Source organism: Nitrincola sp. A-D6 (assembly GCF_000764495.1).
Classification (GTDB): Bacteria; Pseudomonadota; Gammaproteobacteria; order Pseudomonadales; family Balneatricaceae; genus Nitrincola.
Window position 1 is genome coordinate 17,538 of sequence record NZ_JRLB01000042.1, and the last position, 14,889, is coordinate 32,426.

Annotated in this window: 20 protein-coding genes and 3 tRNA genes; 7 read left to right on the forward strand and 16 right to left on the reverse strand. The window is 51.0% G+C overall.

The features are described 5' to 3' along the window. Positions 1–198: 198 nt before the first annotated feature. Positions 199–804 (forward strand): hypothetical protein, encoded by a 606-nt coding sequence (locus tag LH51_RS08140; protein WP_036521389.1) that lies wholly within the window; start codon positions 199–201, stop codon positions 802–804. A gap of 377 nt (positions 805–1,181) precedes the next feature. Here the strand turns inward: LH51_RS08140 and LH51_RS08145 are convergent. The 10 genes from LH51_RS08145 to LH51_RS08185 form a co-directional block, all read right to left on the reverse strand. Continuing rightward, a tRNA-Leu gene (locus LH51_RS08145) sits at positions 1,182–1,267 on the reverse strand. A 57-nt stretch (positions 1,268–1,324) separates the two neighbouring features. Beyond that, positions 1,325–1,398 (reverse strand) — tRNA-Cys (locus LH51_RS08150). 46 nt (positions 1,399–1,444) lie between these two features. Beyond that, positions 1,445–1,520 (reverse strand) — tRNA-Gly (locus tag LH51_RS08155). 86 nt (positions 1,521–1,606) lie between these two features. Continuing rightward, on the reverse strand, positions 1,607–2,155 hold the full coding sequence (gene pgsA, locus LH51_RS08160; RefSeq protein WP_036521491.1) for a CDP-diacylglycerol--glycerol-3-phosphate 3-phosphatidyltransferase: 549 nt from the start codon (positions 2,153–2,155) through the stop codon (positions 1,607–1,609). Between the two features lie 27 nt (positions 2,156–2,182). Continuing rightward, the gene (gene uvrC, locus LH51_RS08165) at positions 2,183–4,033 is read right to left on the reverse strand and encodes an excinuclease ABC subunit UvrC (RefSeq protein WP_036521390.1); all 1,851 of its coding nucleotides are present in this window, start codon (positions 4,031–4,033) and stop codon (positions 2,183–2,185) included. Positions 4,034–4,037: 4 nt separating this feature from the next. Further along, positions 4,038–4,349, reverse strand: a complete 312-nt coding sequence (locus tag LH51_RS08170) for a hypothetical protein (protein WP_036521394.1) — start codon at positions 4,347–4,349, stop codon at positions 4,038–4,040. Positions 4,350–4,416: 67 nt separating this feature from the next. Further along, a complete protein-coding gene (locus tag LH51_RS21350; protein ID WP_200881923.1) occupies positions 4,417–4,560 on the reverse strand; it encodes a hypothetical protein in 144 nt (47 codons plus the stop codon). 70 nt (positions 4,561–4,630) lie between these two features. Beyond that, positions 4,631–5,566 carry an NAD(P)-dependent oxidoreductase gene (locus tag LH51_RS08175; protein ID WP_327124570.1) on the reverse strand — a complete coding sequence of 312 codons (936 nt, stop codon included), beginning with the start codon at positions 5,564–5,566 and terminating at the stop codon, positions 4,631–4,633. Beyond that, entirely contained in the window at positions 5,544–6,326 is a 783-nt protein-coding gene (mtnN, locus tag LH51_RS08180; RefSeq protein ID WP_200881924.1) for a 5'-methylthioadenosine/S-adenosylhomocysteine nucleosidase, read from the reverse strand. Before mtnN ends, LH51_RS08175 begins: the two co-directional genes overlap by 23 nt. 70 nt (positions 6,327–6,396) lie before the next feature. Next, positions 6,397–7,179, reverse strand: a complete 783-nt coding sequence (locus tag LH51_RS08185; protein WP_235263613.1) for a pseudouridine synthase — start codon at positions 7,177–7,179, stop codon at positions 6,397–6,399. 132 nt (positions 7,180–7,311) lie between these two features. On the opposite strand from LH51_RS08185, the gene LH51_RS08190 reads away from it, so the two are divergent. The 6 genes from LH51_RS08190 (at position 7,312) to LH51_RS08215 (ending at position 10,141) form a co-directional block, all read left to right on the forward strand. Beyond that, positions 7,312–7,992 (forward strand): Bax inhibitor-1/YccA family protein, encoded by a 681-nt coding sequence (locus LH51_RS08190; RefSeq protein ID WP_036521396.1) that lies wholly within the window; start codon positions 7,312–7,314, stop codon positions 7,990–7,992. Between the two features lie 86 nt (positions 7,993–8,078). Then, the gene (gene tusD, locus LH51_RS08195) at positions 8,079–8,477 is read left to right on the forward strand and encodes a sulfurtransferase complex subunit TusD (RefSeq protein ID WP_036521498.1); all 399 of its coding nucleotides are present in this window, start codon (positions 8,079–8,081) and stop codon (positions 8,475–8,477) included. Then, positions 8,474–8,845, forward strand: coding sequence for a sulfurtransferase complex subunit TusC (gene tusC, locus LH51_RS08200; RefSeq protein WP_036521398.1), 372 nt, complete (start codon positions 8,474–8,476; stop codon positions 8,843–8,845). The genes tusD and tusC overlap by 4 nt, the downstream gene beginning before the upstream one ends. An 8-nt stretch (positions 8,846–8,853) precedes the next feature. Further along, positions 8,854–9,141: a sulfurtransferase complex subunit TusB gene (gene tusB, locus LH51_RS08205; RefSeq protein WP_036521399.1), complete on the forward strand. Its 288-nt coding sequence runs from the start codon at positions 8,854–8,856 to the stop codon at positions 9,139–9,141. After that, positions 9,141–9,464 carry a TusE/DsrC/DsvC family sulfur relay protein gene (locus LH51_RS08210; RefSeq protein ID WP_036521401.1) on the forward strand — a complete coding sequence of 108 codons (324 nt, stop codon included), beginning with the start codon at positions 9,141–9,143 and terminating at the stop codon, positions 9,462–9,464. The genes tusB and LH51_RS08210 overlap by 1 nt, the downstream gene beginning before the upstream one ends. Positions 9,465–9,577: 113 nt before the next feature. Beyond that, positions 9,578–10,141: a chemotaxis protein CheW gene (locus tag LH51_RS08215; protein ID WP_081960734.1), complete on the forward strand. Its 564-nt coding sequence runs from the start codon at positions 9,578–9,580 to the stop codon at positions 10,139–10,141. 60 nt (positions 10,142–10,201) lie between these two features. Here LH51_RS08215 and LH51_RS08220 read toward each other — a convergent pair whose 3' ends face one another. Genes LH51_RS08220 through pabC form a run of 6 tightly spaced genes read right to left on the reverse strand, consistent with a single transcriptional unit; the run spans position 10,202 to position 14,873 of the window. Beyond that, complete coding sequence (locus tag LH51_RS08220) at positions 10,202–10,981, reverse strand: TatD family hydrolase (protein WP_036521402.1); 780 nt, start codon at positions 10,979–10,981, stop codon at positions 10,202–10,204. A gap of 26 nt (positions 10,982–11,007) precedes the next feature. Further along, positions 11,008–11,358 (reverse strand): PilZ domain-containing protein, encoded by a 351-nt coding sequence (locus LH51_RS08225; RefSeq protein WP_036521404.1) that lies wholly within the window; start codon positions 11,356–11,358, stop codon positions 11,008–11,010. A 17-nt stretch (positions 11,359–11,375) separates the two neighbouring features. Continuing rightward, complete coding sequence (locus LH51_RS08230; protein WP_036521406.1) at positions 11,376–12,371, reverse strand: DNA polymerase III subunit delta'; 996 nt, start codon at positions 12,369–12,371, stop codon at positions 11,376–11,378. Further along, positions 12,368–13,003 carry a dTMP kinase gene (gene tmk, locus LH51_RS08235; protein WP_235263619.1) on the reverse strand — a complete coding sequence of 212 codons (636 nt, stop codon included), beginning with the start codon at positions 13,001–13,003 and terminating at the stop codon, positions 12,368–12,370. Before tmk ends, LH51_RS08230 begins: the two co-directional genes overlap by 4 nt. Then, positions 13,000–14,046, reverse strand: a complete 1,047-nt coding sequence (gene mltG, locus LH51_RS08240; protein ID WP_036521409.1) for an endolytic transglycosylase MltG — start codon at positions 14,044–14,046, stop codon at positions 13,000–13,002. Before mltG ends, tmk begins: the two co-directional genes overlap by 4 nt. Beyond that, the gene (gene pabC, locus LH51_RS08245; protein ID WP_036521411.1) at positions 14,046–14,873 is read right to left on the reverse strand and encodes an aminodeoxychorismate lyase; all 828 of its coding nucleotides are present in this window, start codon (positions 14,871–14,873) and stop codon (positions 14,046–14,048) included. Before pabC ends, mltG begins: the two co-directional genes overlap by 1 nt. Positions 14,874–14,889 lie beyond the last annotated feature (16 nt).

Here is a 14,889-nt window from a genome sequence, read left to right on the forward strand (position 1 = left end):
GCGTCCCTTGCGCCCCTCTATACACACCTACCTAGACCGGCTAAGGCAACAGGGAAATACTATTTGCTCATAAATGCATATATACGAGCCATGTAAAAAACCATGCTGAGCAGGCGTGGCATGGCAGTTTGAACAAATCACACTGGGGTACTTGTGATAATTAGCGTGAACCAACCAACACTAAACGAAGGTGAAACCATGAACGAAGTAGAAAAACTAAACCAGAAAATCAACGATGCTAAAAACGCTGCGCGTGTTGCTGTTGAAAACGCCGCACAGGCACAGCGCGACTACGACGATGCTATCGAGACCGGAGATATTAGCCGCGCTGATGAAGCTTTGCAGGCCAAGGCCGCAGCCGAGCGCCAGCAACAGATTCACTCTGACCACGCCGCGGCGCTGGAGAGCCGACGCAAGGAAGCCGAGCGCACCGACCTCACGCCCGTTGCGCTGGAGGCCATGGACACCGCCCGCAATGCCGTCGATGCCGAGCGGGAAGCGTATCACCGTTTCACAAATGCGCTAGGCGAATTGCAAGGTGCTTCGGATGCGTTACGCAATGCCTATCGTGCCGGTGACAACGCACTAGAGAGCGCCAAGCAGGCGCTAAAGGATGCGCACCTATATGAGCATGATGCAGTGGAGCGTCCGCGCCTGGAGGTCAATATTGAGGCCATCCGCGAATTGGCTCTAAAAGCACCGCAAATTAAACAACACCATGAAGGCATTCAGCATATTGACCTTGCCTCTTTAAGGAAGCCATGGACACCACCCCACACAACAGAACCGGTTAAGGAGTATTGATATGGGTAAGCGATCACAGCGAGTAGCAGCAAGTAAACGAGCAAGCGCTGATAGTGGCCGTAAAAAGGCTCTCCACTTGTGGGAGACACAGCAGAGCAAGCCCAAAGGCAAAGGTTGGACGATGTGCTAGCCCAGCTCTCAAAGCGACAAAGTAAGCCCACTATGATGATGGACTGTGCCAGCGACCGAATACCGTTTGGTACCGTGCCGGACTCTAGCCCCGCTGCAACGAAACGACGACTATGGCCCAATGCATAAATGCCAAGCCGCCCAATTGAGGCGGCTTTTTTTTGATAATTCTCTTACATCTGCCGTTACATACCACTGATCGATAAAAAGGGCAGCGCAGAAAGATATATGTAAATGCTTGATTTTATTGGTGCCCCGAACCGGACTCGAACCGGTACAGCCTTTCAGCCGAGGGATTTTAAGTCCCTTGTGTCTACCAATTTCACCATCGGGCTGAACGTCGCTGGAACTGTGCCGGCGATTATTTTGTGGCATGGTGCAGAAAAGAGAATGGAGGCTGGAGTCGGAATCGAACCGGCGTACACGGAGTTGCAGTCCGCTGCATGACCACTCTGCCATCCAGCCTTAACTCTCTTTGCTTTATTACTTTAAATCAGACAAGTGTCTGATTTGGAGCGGGAAACGAGACTCGAACTCGCGACCCCAACCTTGGCAAGGTTGTGCTCTACCAACTGAGCTATTCCCGCAACGCAATCAAGTGGGGCGTATTATAGAGATGTGAGCCTAGGTGTCAACTGATTTTAGTAAATGATACTGCTTAAAGATTAACCACTTATATATCTTCACTCAGCAATGGCCAGGCCGCGCGCAAATACACAAACATCGACCAGAGTGTTAACAAAGCGGCGCCATAAAGCGTCATTATGCCGACCCAGGACAGGATTGAAAAGGGTGGTACCGCAATCAATACCAGGATTGCAATCATCTGCAGGGTGGTTTTTACCTTGCCGATCATCGATACCCCTACGCGGGTACGCTCACCGATTTCGGCCATCCACTCACGCAGGGCTGATATAACGATTTCCCGACCGATAATCACTACCGCTGGAATGGTCACCAAAGGCGTGGCGTAGGTTTCAACCAGTACCACCAGGGCCACTGCAACCATAAGCTTGTCGGCGACCGGATCCAGAAAGGCACCGAAGGGTGTATGCTGATCCAGTCGGCGTGCCAGGTAGCCATCCAGCCAGTCGGTCAGTGCCGCCAATCCGAAGATAGCCGCGGCTATCCAGGGTGACCAGAAGCCTGGGATGTAATAAATCGCTACAAACACCGGTATCAGACAAATTCTGAGCAGTGTCAGCAGATTAGGGATTTTCATGGAAAACAGCATGGATGCTGGTCCTTTTCAACTGTCGGGATGCAGGCACAACCAGATTTCCTGTGCCAACTTAGCGCTTATGGTAGAGACTTTTGCAATTTCTTCAATACTTGCATTCTCTATCTCCTTGATACTGCCGAAATATTTTAACAGTTCACGGCGGCGTTTCTGCCCAATACCGGGAATATCCTCCAAAAGAGAGCGTTTACGTACCTTGGCACGTCGTGCGCGGTGGCCGGTGATGGCGAACCGATGGGCTTCATCACGGATATGCTGAAGCAAATGCAGTGCGCCAGAGTCAGCCGGTATGACCGATTCTTCGCCTGTCTGGCCATTCACCAGAAACTCAAACCCCGCTTTGCGGGTGGTGCCCTTGGCGATGCCTATCACGGTCACTTCGGTGATCTGTAAGGATTCGAGTACCGTCATCGCCTGAGACACCTGGCCTTTACCACCATCGATAATCAGTAGATCCGGTAGTTTGCCCTCGCCTTTCTTCAGCCGGGTGTAGCGACGTTCCAGTGCCTGCTGCATGGCGGCGTAGTCATCACCGGCAGTAATACCCTCTATATTGAAATGACGGTAATCGGATTTGAGTGGTCCATTCTCATCGAACACCACACAGGACGCCACAGTGGCCTCCCCTGAGCTATGGCTGATATCAAAACACTCCATGCGCCGGATCGCCGTGTCAAAATCAAGCAGATCCTGCAGCGCCAGAAAACGGTTGCTGATGTTCTGTTTGCTTGCCAGGTGGCTGACTAACTGTTGATTGGCATTGGTTTGCGCTAAGCGCTGCCAGCCCGCTCTATCACTGCGCACCTTGTGGGTAATCTGAACCCGCTTCCCGGTTTTTTCAGTGAGTGCCTGGCTGATTACATCGGCATCTTCCAGTGCGAAGGGCAAAATAATACTGGCAGGTACTTCCCTGGCGCCATTCAGGTAGAACTGGGCAATAAAGGATGACAACAGCTCACTTTCCGAGCCTTCCAGCGACAGCTTGGGGTGGTAGGCTTTGCTGCCGATAATACGGCCGCCGCGAACAAACAGGGCATGTATGGAGATGCTGCCGGAGTTGATTGCACAACCAAACACATCCGCTTCCCCGCCGCTGCCGGATACATACTGCTGTTCCTGCACCTGGCGCAGCGCCGAGATTTGATCACGCAGTTCGGCGGCCAGTTCAAAATTAAGGCTGGTGGCTGCTTTATCCATACGCTCGGCCAGCTCAGCGGTTACCGCCTGGTTTTTACCTTCCAGAAACATGCTGGCATGGCGCAGGTCTTCGGCATACTGGGCTTTATCTATCAAACCCACACAAGGAGCGGTGCAGCGTTTAATCTGGTGCTGCAGACAAGGGCGCGAGCGGTTGCGGTAAAAACTGTCTTCACACTGGCGGATTTTGAACAGTTTCTGCAACAGATTCAGGCTTTCACGTACCGCGCCACCACTGGGGAAGGGGCCGAAATACTGGCCTTTGGCTTTTTTGGCGCCACGGTGAAAACGTACCGCCGGAAAATCGTCTGTCGCCGAAATAAATATATACGGGTAGGATTTGTCGTCACGCAGCAGAATATTGTAGGGAGGTCGCTGCGCCTTGATCAGATTTTGCTCTAACAGCAGGGCTTCGGTTTCGCTGTGAGTCAGGGTGACTTCTATACGACGGATATGTGAAACCAGTGCGCGGGTTTTGGTACCCTGCCCTGAACTGCGAAAATAACTGCTGACGCGGTTTTTAAGATTGCGCGCTTTGCCAACATAAAGGATTTTATCGTGTTTATCATACATTTGATAAACACCGGGTCGACTGCTCAGGTTAGCCAGAAAGGCTTTACTGTCGAAACTGTCCTGTTCCTGTTCCTGATCGGTAGCGCTCATCGGCTCAGGATTTTAACGCCAGACGCTTGTTGGCATTCATGTGCACATGCGTGGCTTCCTTGTGAATTTCCTGTAACTGCTCACGGGTTTCATCGGTAATACCGGCACCCCTGGACAGGGACACTTCAAGAAATACCCCGATTTCGGCGTAATAATAAATACGGGCATTAAATGAACGCGCCCGTTTCAACTTGCTCAGTGACATCTGCGCGCCATTCACCAGAATGGTATTGATATCGTTATCTGACAGTAACGGATGACGTTGCGCATCAACGGGGGGTGTTTCGGTCTGGCTGAGTCTTTTAGATCGATGCATGGATTGAATCCCGGGGTTGGTTTGTCACAGACCGTTAATCTGACACGGCCTGCAACTTTTTCAGCAATTACTTATCGCTTGCGGCCGCTGCATCTTTGGCAATCGCCTTTTTCAGGAACAGGCTACCAAAAACAGTAATGGCCACCACACCGACAATCACGGCCAGGCTGGGTGCAAGTGAAATCATGCTGTATTTATCAATGAACGACATAGAAAGTACCTTTGCTTTTTTAATGAAATGAGCCGGGTCTTGTTGCCCGTTGGGTCGCGATTATAGAGTATTAACGACCAGTCTCAAATCTTTTCAGCAAGCTGGAGGTATCCCAGCGTCCACCACCGCGCTGCTGCACTTCAGCATAAAACTGATCTACCAGGGCGGTAACCGGCAGTTGTGCGCCATTATTTCGCGCTTCATTCAGGGTGATGTTCAGATCTTTGCGCATCCAGTCCACGGCAAAACCAAAGTCAAACTCGCCTTGCAGCATGGTTTTATGCCGGTTGCTCATCTGCCAGGAACCGGCGGCGCCGTGCTGAATAACATCAAACACTTTTTCGCCATCCAGGCCAGACTTCTCAATAAAGTGCACGGCTTCTGCCAGGCCCTGCACCAGACCGGCAATACAGATCTGATTAACCATCTTGGCTAGCTGCCCTGCACCTGGGCCGCCAATCAGTTTTTGTGATTTGGCATAGCTGGCAATAACCGCTTCAGCTTGCTGATATACCGTTTCATCACCACCGATCATCACACTGAGTACGCCATTTTCTGCACCCGCCTGACCACCGGATACCGGCGCATCCAGAAAACCTATGCCTCGCTCTGTCGCCGCTTGATAGAGTTCCCGTGCTACTTCAGCCGAGGCGGTGGTGTGATCTACCAGAATCGAGCCGGCTTTCATTCCTGCAAGCACACCGGTTTCAGCCAGTGTGACTGAGCGCAGGTCTTCATCATTGCCGACACAGACAAACACCAGCTCAGCCCCTTCAGCGGCTTCTGCTGGTGTTAGACCTGAACGGCCGCCATGTTGCTTAACCCAGCTTTCCGCTTTAGCGGCAGTGCGGTTATACACACACACATTGTGACCTTTGGCGGCCAGATGTCCCGCCATGGGAAAGCCCATCGTGCCCAGGCCGATAAATGCTACGTTTGCCATGCTGTACCCCTGTTTAATGCTGTAACACTGCCACAATCGACTAAGCTGACTGTGTTGCTCCATGATCGGCAACAATACCGCGGATAATCGCGCTGACCATATTGGCCGAGTTAGTTGCAGCTGTTTCCAGAAATTCTTTGAAAGAAATATTCGACTCTTTACCAGCGATATCAGACAGCGCCCTGATAACGATAAACGGAATTTCAAAGCGATGACAAGTCTGAGCTATCGCTGCAGCTTCCATCTCTACTGCTTTGATTTCCGGGAAAGTTTTTCGCGTAGCTTTGACCCGCTCAGGCTCATCCATAAAGCTGTCGCCAGTGGCGATCAGACCATGCACGGTGGTCACACCAGCAAATTCATTAATGCATTTTTCCGCAATAGCTGACAACTCAGCATCAGGAATAAACGCCGGCGGCATACCCGGCAGCTGGCCAGGTTTGTAACCAAACACTGTCAGGTCGGCATCATGGTGCAGCACCCGGTCAGAGATCACCACATCACCCACTTTGAGTAATGGATCAAAGCCTCCGGCGGATCCGGTATTGATCACACAGTCAGGGTTGAATTCATGCAGCAGGATAGTCGTACCTATGGCAGCGTTGACTTTGCCTATGCCAGATTTCAACAGAATGACTTCCGCTCCATGAAGTGTGCCTTTGTGGAAATCGTAACCGGCCTGGTTAAAGAACTGCAAATCCTGCATGGCACTTTTCAGCAGTTCAATTTCCTGATCCATGGCACCTATAAGGGCGATGCGCAGGGGTTTGCCAGACTTGAGCCGGTTGGTCAACGTACGGGTAGTGCTTGGCTGATTTGTCATGTTGTATGCAAAGTATATTCTAGTTAATTATGCCCTCATGCTACCACGCACGGCAGATTTCGCAATGAATTCAGCACAGCATCTGTGGGTTTTCGGATAAATCAGCCAAACACCTCCAACCCAGCTTTTCAAACAACGTCAGAACCTCTTCATCCGGTGTTGCGGTGATATGAACTTTGCGCAATTCCTTAGGGTGTATCACCCTGAGTTCAGTTGCCATGAGTAGCATTCTATGTATTGAAAAATGTTCACGAAATAGCCGGTTATGTCGCCCTTCGCCATGATTGGTGTCGCCCACCAGCGGGTGCATAATATGTTTCATGTGCCGACGTATCTGGTGCTTACGCCCGGTTTCTGGCTTAACCTCTAATAATGAATACCGTGCTACCGGGTAGCGCCCGACCGCAATGGGCAACTCTACCTGCGCCAGAGTTCGGTAATGGGTGACCGCATCTCGCGGCGTTTTATCTTCATTGGCAAAGGGTTCCGAATAGCGATCCTTTTCATAACGCAGTGCGTAATCAATGCTACCCTCGGCTTCAGTCCAGCCGCGCACAACACAGAGGTAGGTTTTGCTGACCTGTCGATCAAGAAACTGCTGATGCATCACCTTGGCGGCTTCTTTGTCGTTGCGCACAAACAAAATGACCCCGGAGGTGCCCCGATCCAGTCGGTGAATCGTATGAAAGGTATCCTCTGGATAGCGTTGTTTCAGCATGCTGGTCAGATTGGGTGTGCTGGCTGGTGAAATCCAGCTGGGGTGAACCAGCAACCCGGCAGGCTTATGTAGCGCAATTAAGGTATCATCTTCATAGAGGATGTCGGGAAAGCAACTGATAGTATCAATACACACATTACAACTTCTAGTGACAGGGTTTGCGATAAATTGGAATTATTCCACATCAATCAGGTCAAAAACTTGAACTCAGGGTAATTTACCCTGATTATTAACCTTGTTCCAGATTCTAAAATAATGAGGATGACTATGGATAAAGTACAAGAACTGGGTTACAGCTCACAAGAGTCGGTAATCCGGACCAACAAGATGATCCGCAACACCTATATGTTGCTGGGTATGACGCTCGGCTTCAGTGCTGTAACAGCGGTCATTTCCATGATGATCAATCCACCTTTCATTGTCTATATCGGAAGTGTGTTGGTCAGCTTCGGTTTGATCTTTGTCCTGAACCGTAAACAGAATTCTGCTGCTGCTCTGCCGCTGATCTTTGCCTTTACCGGCTTGATGGGTTTCGGACTGGGTCCGCTGTTGAACCACTACCTGGCTATGGCTGGCGGTGGTCAGATCGTCATGACTGCACTGGGCATGACCGCCCTGACGTTTGTTGGCTTGTCAGCTTACGTCATGAGCAGCAAAAAAGACTTCAGCTTTATGGGCGGTTTCCTGGCTACAGGTGCCATCGTGATGCTGATCGCCATGGTTGTATTGCTGGTACTGCCGTTCTTCGGTGTACATATCCCGGCGCTGCACCTGGCTTTCTCGGCTCTGGTGGTACTGCTGATGGCTGGTTTCATCCTGTATGACACCAGCAACATCGTTAATGGTCACTACCAGAACTACATTATGGCAACGGTTGGTCTCTACCTGAGCATCTACAACCTGTTTGTACATTTGTTGCATCTGGTGGGTGTACTTAGCAGCGACTAGTTAGCAACAACCAGGCTCTATGCACTTCAGAAAACCCCGCTCTCTTTGCTAAGATGGCGGGGTTTTTATTTTATGGCGAGGTCCAGATGATTTTTACGCTGATCGTTCATGCATCACCGGTGCAAAACCAGGCACCCGAAACCGCGCTGCGTTTCGCCAAAGCGTTACTGGATGCCGGGCACACACTGCATCGGGTATTCTTTTATCGCGACGGAGTGATGAATGCTAACGGCCTGTCCAGCACACCACCAGACGAGCCCTGTATCACGACCGCCTGGCAATCGCTGGCAGAACAGCACCAACTGGATCTGGTGGTCTGCATTGCGGCCGCCATCCGTCGCGGCCTGCTTGATGACAACGAGGCCAAACGCTACGACAAACCCCACGGCAATCTGGCTGAAGGCTTCGAGCTATCCGGTCTGGGACAACTGACTGAAGCCGCTATACTGTCTGACAGAGTCATTACCTTTGGAGGTCGCGGATGAGCGAGAAGCCCTGCAAACGCTTTCTGCTAATCAGCCGGACGGCCCCTTATGGCTCTTCAGCGGCACGGGACCTGCTGGATGTTGCCCTCACCTGCTCGGTATTTGAACAGCCCGTCAGCCTGCTCCTGTTGGGTGATGCGCTGCTGCAACTGCTACCTGCACAAAACCCCGCAGCCATAGGCCAAAAAAACCTCAACGCCCTGCAAGCCTCACTGGAGCTCTATGATATAGATGCCATTTATACCGATGCGGCCTCTGTGGCGTTTCATGGCCTGGACCCGAAACAACTGATACTGGTGCCTGAAGTTTTACAGCCACAGCAACTGGCTGAGTTAATACAACTACACGATGTCGTGCTGACACTTTAAGGAGCGTTATGAGTAAAACACTGCATACGCTAAACACCAGTCCTTCTGATACGACGACCCTGGCTCATTGCCTTTCGGGCCTGTCGGACCAGGACGTGCTGCTGCTGATCGAAGATGGCGTTTATCTGACCCTGCCCGCACACCGGCACAGACTACCTGACACAATCACGGTTCATGCACTGGCTGCAGATCTGGAAGCGCGCGGTATTCAGGACCACGGAAAGGTTGTCTCCATCACCGACCCTGAATTTGTTAACCTGACACTGGCTTGTGAACGCGTGGTAAGTTGGTTTTGATGACAACAGATTTCCGCGCCTTGCTGGATGACGAAGGCTACCTGCTGCGACTGGATGACTGGTCAGAAGCCTTGGCCTGTGCTCTGGCTGAAGATAAAGGCATGCAACTATCAGATGAACACTGGGAAATCATTTGGGTTCTGCGTGACTTCTACCGCCGCTATGAGCATTCACCCGCTATGCGCCCATTATGTAAAGCCATCAGTCGTGAACTGGGAGCGGATAAAGGCCGTAGTATTCATTTATTGAAACTGTTTCCAGGCAGCCCAGCCAAGTTAGCAGCCTGTCTGGCCGGGTTGCCAAAACCAGACAACTGCCTATAAAACAAGGAAGCCCGCTGATTAGCATGGCTAGATGGCATTATTGAAGCTATAATCCTTGATAATCAAATTCTGAATCGACAGCCATTAACAGGTAGCTGAAAGGATCCTTAATCATGAGTTTAGAAGCCGCCGCCGAGCAAATAAAAATGCTCCAGGAAAGTACCAAGAATAACAAGCAGCGGAATGAGGCCGCACGTCGTGCCAATGAGGAAGAAGTTGTTTACCACCAGTGGGCTACCTTTCGTGTGAATCAGGAGCTGTATGGCATTGATGTCATGCAGGTTAAAGAGGTGCTGCGTTACGTTGAAATCACACCGGTACCCGGAGCCGACTACTCTGTGCTGGGTATTATCAATGTGCGCGGTAACGTGGTCACAGTGATAGACACCCGCCGCCTCTTCCATATGTCCGATGTACCTTACGATGACGATACACGCATCATTGTGGTAGAGCTGAACGATAAGGAAGTCATCGGTCTGGTAGTGGATAGTGTAGATGAAGTCATCAACCTACCGGCCAACCGTGTGGATCGCGCACCCAACCTGAGTGGTGATGAATCCGCGAAACGCTTTGTACAGGGTGTTTGCTACCACAACAACATTCTGATCATCCTGCTGGACCTGACCAAAATGCTGTTGAGCATTACTCCCATGACCGATGAGGATATGGGTTACTGAGGTTTCTTGCCCAAGGACTGGGCAAGCCTGACACCCAGCAGTTCCCTTCTAGCTTACGCCTTACCCCTGCGCTCGTGAAAATAAGCGGTTAAAGTTATTCTGTGTCACTTCAGCCACTTCCTCTACAGATACCCCCTTCAGATCCGCCACACACTGAGCTACTTCGACTACATAGGCGGGCTGATTCTGCTTGCCACGATAAGGTACGGGGGCAAGATAGGGTGAGTCTGTTTCAATCAATAGCTTATCCAGCGGCACCGCTCTCACCACATCTCGCAGTTCTTCTGCATTTTTGAAAGTGATAATGCCGGAAAATGAGATCATATAATTCATTTCCAGCGCCGCCTGAGCCATCGCTAAGGATTCAGTAAAGCAATGTAACACACCGGCAGATTTGGGATTACCATACTGATCAATCAGCTTCAGCGTATCTTCGCGGGCATCACGGGTATGCACAATAACCGGCAGATCCAACTCACCCGCCAGGCGCAGGTGCCCGGCAAAGCTCTCATGCTGGGCATCAATATGTTCTTTGGAATAATAGTAATCCAGCCCCGTTTCACCAATGGCCACCACTTTGTTGCGACTGGCGGCCAGACGTAAGCGTTGCTCATCATAGGGCTGTTCATCCACATGCAGAGGATGTACACCTGCCGATAGATAAACCTGCGAAAAAGGTGCTACTGCTGTCGCCATCTGCTCAAACTGTTCCAGGTCGATAGAGACACAAAGCATTTTGTGCACACCCCGCTCTACCGCAGCATCGACCAGCCCGGTCAATGTAGTATTCAGCTTTTCAATATTAATACGGTCTAAATGGCAGTGTGAGTCTACATACATAACAGCAGTTTTGAATCCTGTGTGGCTTAAATGGTGTAGGTACGTCGTGAACTATTCAGTGCCCCGGCGAGATAGTTCTCAATTTTACGCACCAGGGGCGCGTCATCAGCGGTCAATTGTATGCCTATACCCGGTACCCGGCCGCCTTGTGCTGCCTTGGGCGTTACCCAGATCACCTTGCCTGTTACGGGTATTTTCTCCTGCTCTTCCATGACGTTCAGCAGCATAAACACCTCTTCGCCTAACTGATAGGATCGTGAGGTAGGAATAAACAAGCCACCATGAGTCACGAACGGCATAAATGACTTATACAGATCTTCTTTGTTCTCTATCGCCAGAGAAAGAATACCGTGACTGATTCTGGGTACGATCGACATATTCAGATTCCTTTACATTATCGAACCAGCCCAACCCATTCAAGCAGCAGTGTTTCAAGCAACAACTGACGATTCGGGTTGTGACGTTCCATTAAGCTGATCCGCTCAGCCTGTAACTTATCAATTAATGCATAAAGTTTAACGACTGTAGTCTTTTTAGCAACGGCATTCAGCATTTTAAACATATCCGTATTGCTGATTTTCTGCATATCACCGTCTGCCTGCAAGCGTGCAATGTCTACCAGTAGACTGTGCATCCATTCCAGAAGTTGCAACAAGTCTTCTTTATAAAATTTTTCTGCCAGTGTCACTGCCGTTGTACGTGCTTTAAGCAGATCGACCAGTCCGGTCATAAACCCGGCTCTAAAGCTTATTCGGTCGTTCTGATAAAGCAGGCGAGCCTTGAGAGGTGCCCCCTGAGTAATCCGCAATAACTGTTCAGCGCGTTCCGCGTCTATATCTAATTGCTGAGTCAACCAGGGAATCGCCTCCTCAGGCTTGGGCATGGGAAACCCAACCTGCTGACAACGGCTACGTATGGTCGGCATAAGTTGTCCCGGCTGATGCGACACCAGTAATAACAAAGTGTTGTTACCCGGCTCTTCAAGTGATTTAAGCAAGGCATTGGCCGCATTGATATTCATGTTTTCGGCCGGTTCCATAACCACTACACGATAGCCACCCTGCTGTGCGGTATTATGCAGAAACTGCAACAGTTCGCGTACCTGATCCACCTTGATCGCTTTGCCCGCTTCAGCAGGATGCAGGTGAACCAGGTCAGGATGGTTACCACTACTAAGCAGCTCACAGCCACGACAAACACCGCAGGGTTGATGATTGTGTGGCTGATGACACAACAGCAGGTGTGCGAAAGCCTGGGCAAACTCAATCTTACCTGTACCTGTGTGCCCCGTAAGCAGGATGGCATGTGGCAGGCGTGATTCAGCATGCTGTCTGGCCAGCTTGTTCCATAGCGCATCGGCCCAAGGCACTACAAGCGGCTGATAGCTCATGCAGGATCTACTCCCAGGCGTTGCTGCAGTTGCTGGCTTATCTGCGCCTGAACCTGTGCAAGATCGACCGAGGCATCAATCACGGCAAAGCGTTCTGGCTCGGCCGTCGCCCGGTCCAGATAAGTCTGCCTGACCGCTTCAAAAAAACGTTGTTTCTCCGCTTCAAACCTGTCCGGCGTGCTGCGATTACGGGCACGCTCGAGTCCCTGCTCTACCGGCAGATCCAGCAACAGGGTAAGGTCCGGGCGCAGCGATGCCTGCACCATGCTCTCCAAGGTACTGATCAGTGACTGGGACACACCACGACCACCACCTTGATAGGCGTAGGTGGCATCGGTAAAACGATCGCACAATACCCACTGCCCCTGCTCCAGGGCCGGAATAATCAAGGAGTGCAGGTGCTGGGCACGCGCAGCAAACATTAATAGCAGTTCAGCCATTTCTGACACAGATTCCGCACGTTGTTGCAGTAACAGCTCCCGGATCTCTTCAGCCATGGCGGTGCCACCCGGTTCGCGCGTGACCACAACGGTTTTGCCGGCAGCTTTCAGGCGTTGATGGATATACTCAAGGTTGGTGGTTTTTCCAACACCTTCAACCCCTTCCAGGGTAATGAAGCAACCTCTCATTATTCGCTCCCTGTGGTTGGTGATGAACGATAATCACTGCGGCGATTGCGCTGATAACGGTTAACCGCATTATTATGTTCACGCAAGCTGCGTGAAAAATGATGGGTGCCATCGCCACGCGCAACAAAGTAGAGTTCATCGCCTTCCAGCGGATTAAGAGCCGCTACAATCGCCTCTCGCCCGACCAAGGCTATTGGCGTAGGCGGTAAACCATCAATAGTATAAGTATTCCAGGGGCTGGGCTGCTGCAGGTCTGAGCGACGGATACGGCCTTTATAACGATCTCCCATCCCGTAAATAACGGTTGGGTCTGTCTGCAAACGCATGCCAATATTCAGCCGACGAACAAACACACCGGCAATACGGCTGCGCTCGTCAGGAACACCGGTTTCTTTTTCAATAATCGACGCCATAATCAGCGCTTCATAGGCATTGTCATAGGGCAGTGACTCATCACGCGCCTGCCATTCCTGCTCGAGAAATACAGTCAGATCATTATGCGCCCTGCGCAGTATATCTATATCTTTTGCACCACGTTGAAACTGATAGGTTTCAGCCAGGAACATACCTTCTGCGGGCTGGGCAGTCTCAGCTCCCAGCATCGCCATGATTTCGGCTTCGCTGCTCTCAGCCAGCGTTGACTCTATACGCTCATCTGCTGCAAGTCCTGCAAGAAGCTGTTTGAAGGTATACCCTTCGATCAGGGTAAAATAATAGCGAACAACATCGCCACGATTCATCTTATCGATAACATCCAGCAAGCTACTTCCCGGATCTATGGCATATTCGCCTGCACGGATAGCGGTAATTTGCGGATGCATTCGCGTGTAAAGACGCAGTAAATCGGCATTCTTTATCCATCCACTAGCTTCAAAGCGACGCATAACCTGCTGAAAACTGCTACCAGCGGGCACACTGATTACCTGCTGTGCATCCAGAGGCAAAGGCTGGTGCAGACTTTTTTCAAAATCATCGTAAACGTACCAAGCGGCTGCAACAACCAATGCCATGGACAGGAGGAAAAGTAACGCCAGTTTTTTTAACATCAACAATAATTCTCTTTCAGCAAAACCTGAAGCCTTCGGGTCACCGGTCCAGGTATAAACGTTTGGTCATCCAACTGCGCCAGAGGCCAGACTCCGATTAAGCTGTTGCAGAAAAAAACTTCATCTGCAGCTAATAAATCGGTGCGGGTATACCGGCCAATTTCCGTATTAATTCCCACATTTGCAGCTAATTCAATCAGGTAGTTTCGCATAATGCCGGCAATGCCGTATCGAGAAAGATCTGGCGTTAGCAATTTGCCATCATACACCAAAAACAGGTTGCTCATGGTTCCCTCAGCCAGGTAACCATCAGCCCCACAGACAATGCCTTCCTGCACGGCCGGGTCATTCCACTCGGCGCGAGCGAGCACTTGTTCAAGACGATTTAAATGCTTAATACCGGCCAGTGCAGGCGCACAGGCTAGCTGCAGATCACACCAGCGTGCGCGAATGCCCTGCAAGGCGGGATTGCCGTAATACACAGGCAAGGGAAGTTGCTGCAGAATACGGGTTGGCTGAACGTCAGCTGGCATCATATAGCCCCGGCCACCAGAGCCCGCCGTGACAATGATTTTCACTACAGCATGATCCGCAGCAGGTAACTGCTGCAAATCATCGTACAGAAGGTGTTGCAGGCCATCTACAGGGATCTGCAGACGTTTACAGCCATTCAGTAATCGTTGCAAGTGTTCGTCCCACAGCAGCGGCCTACCCTGTGTAACTCGCAGTGTCTCGAAAACACCCTGACCATAGCTCACGCCCCGATCCTGAATAGCTATCGAAGCAGCTGACTTGCCATTAACTAAGGAGTTTTTAAGTTCTGCCATAGATTCCAGAGCCGTC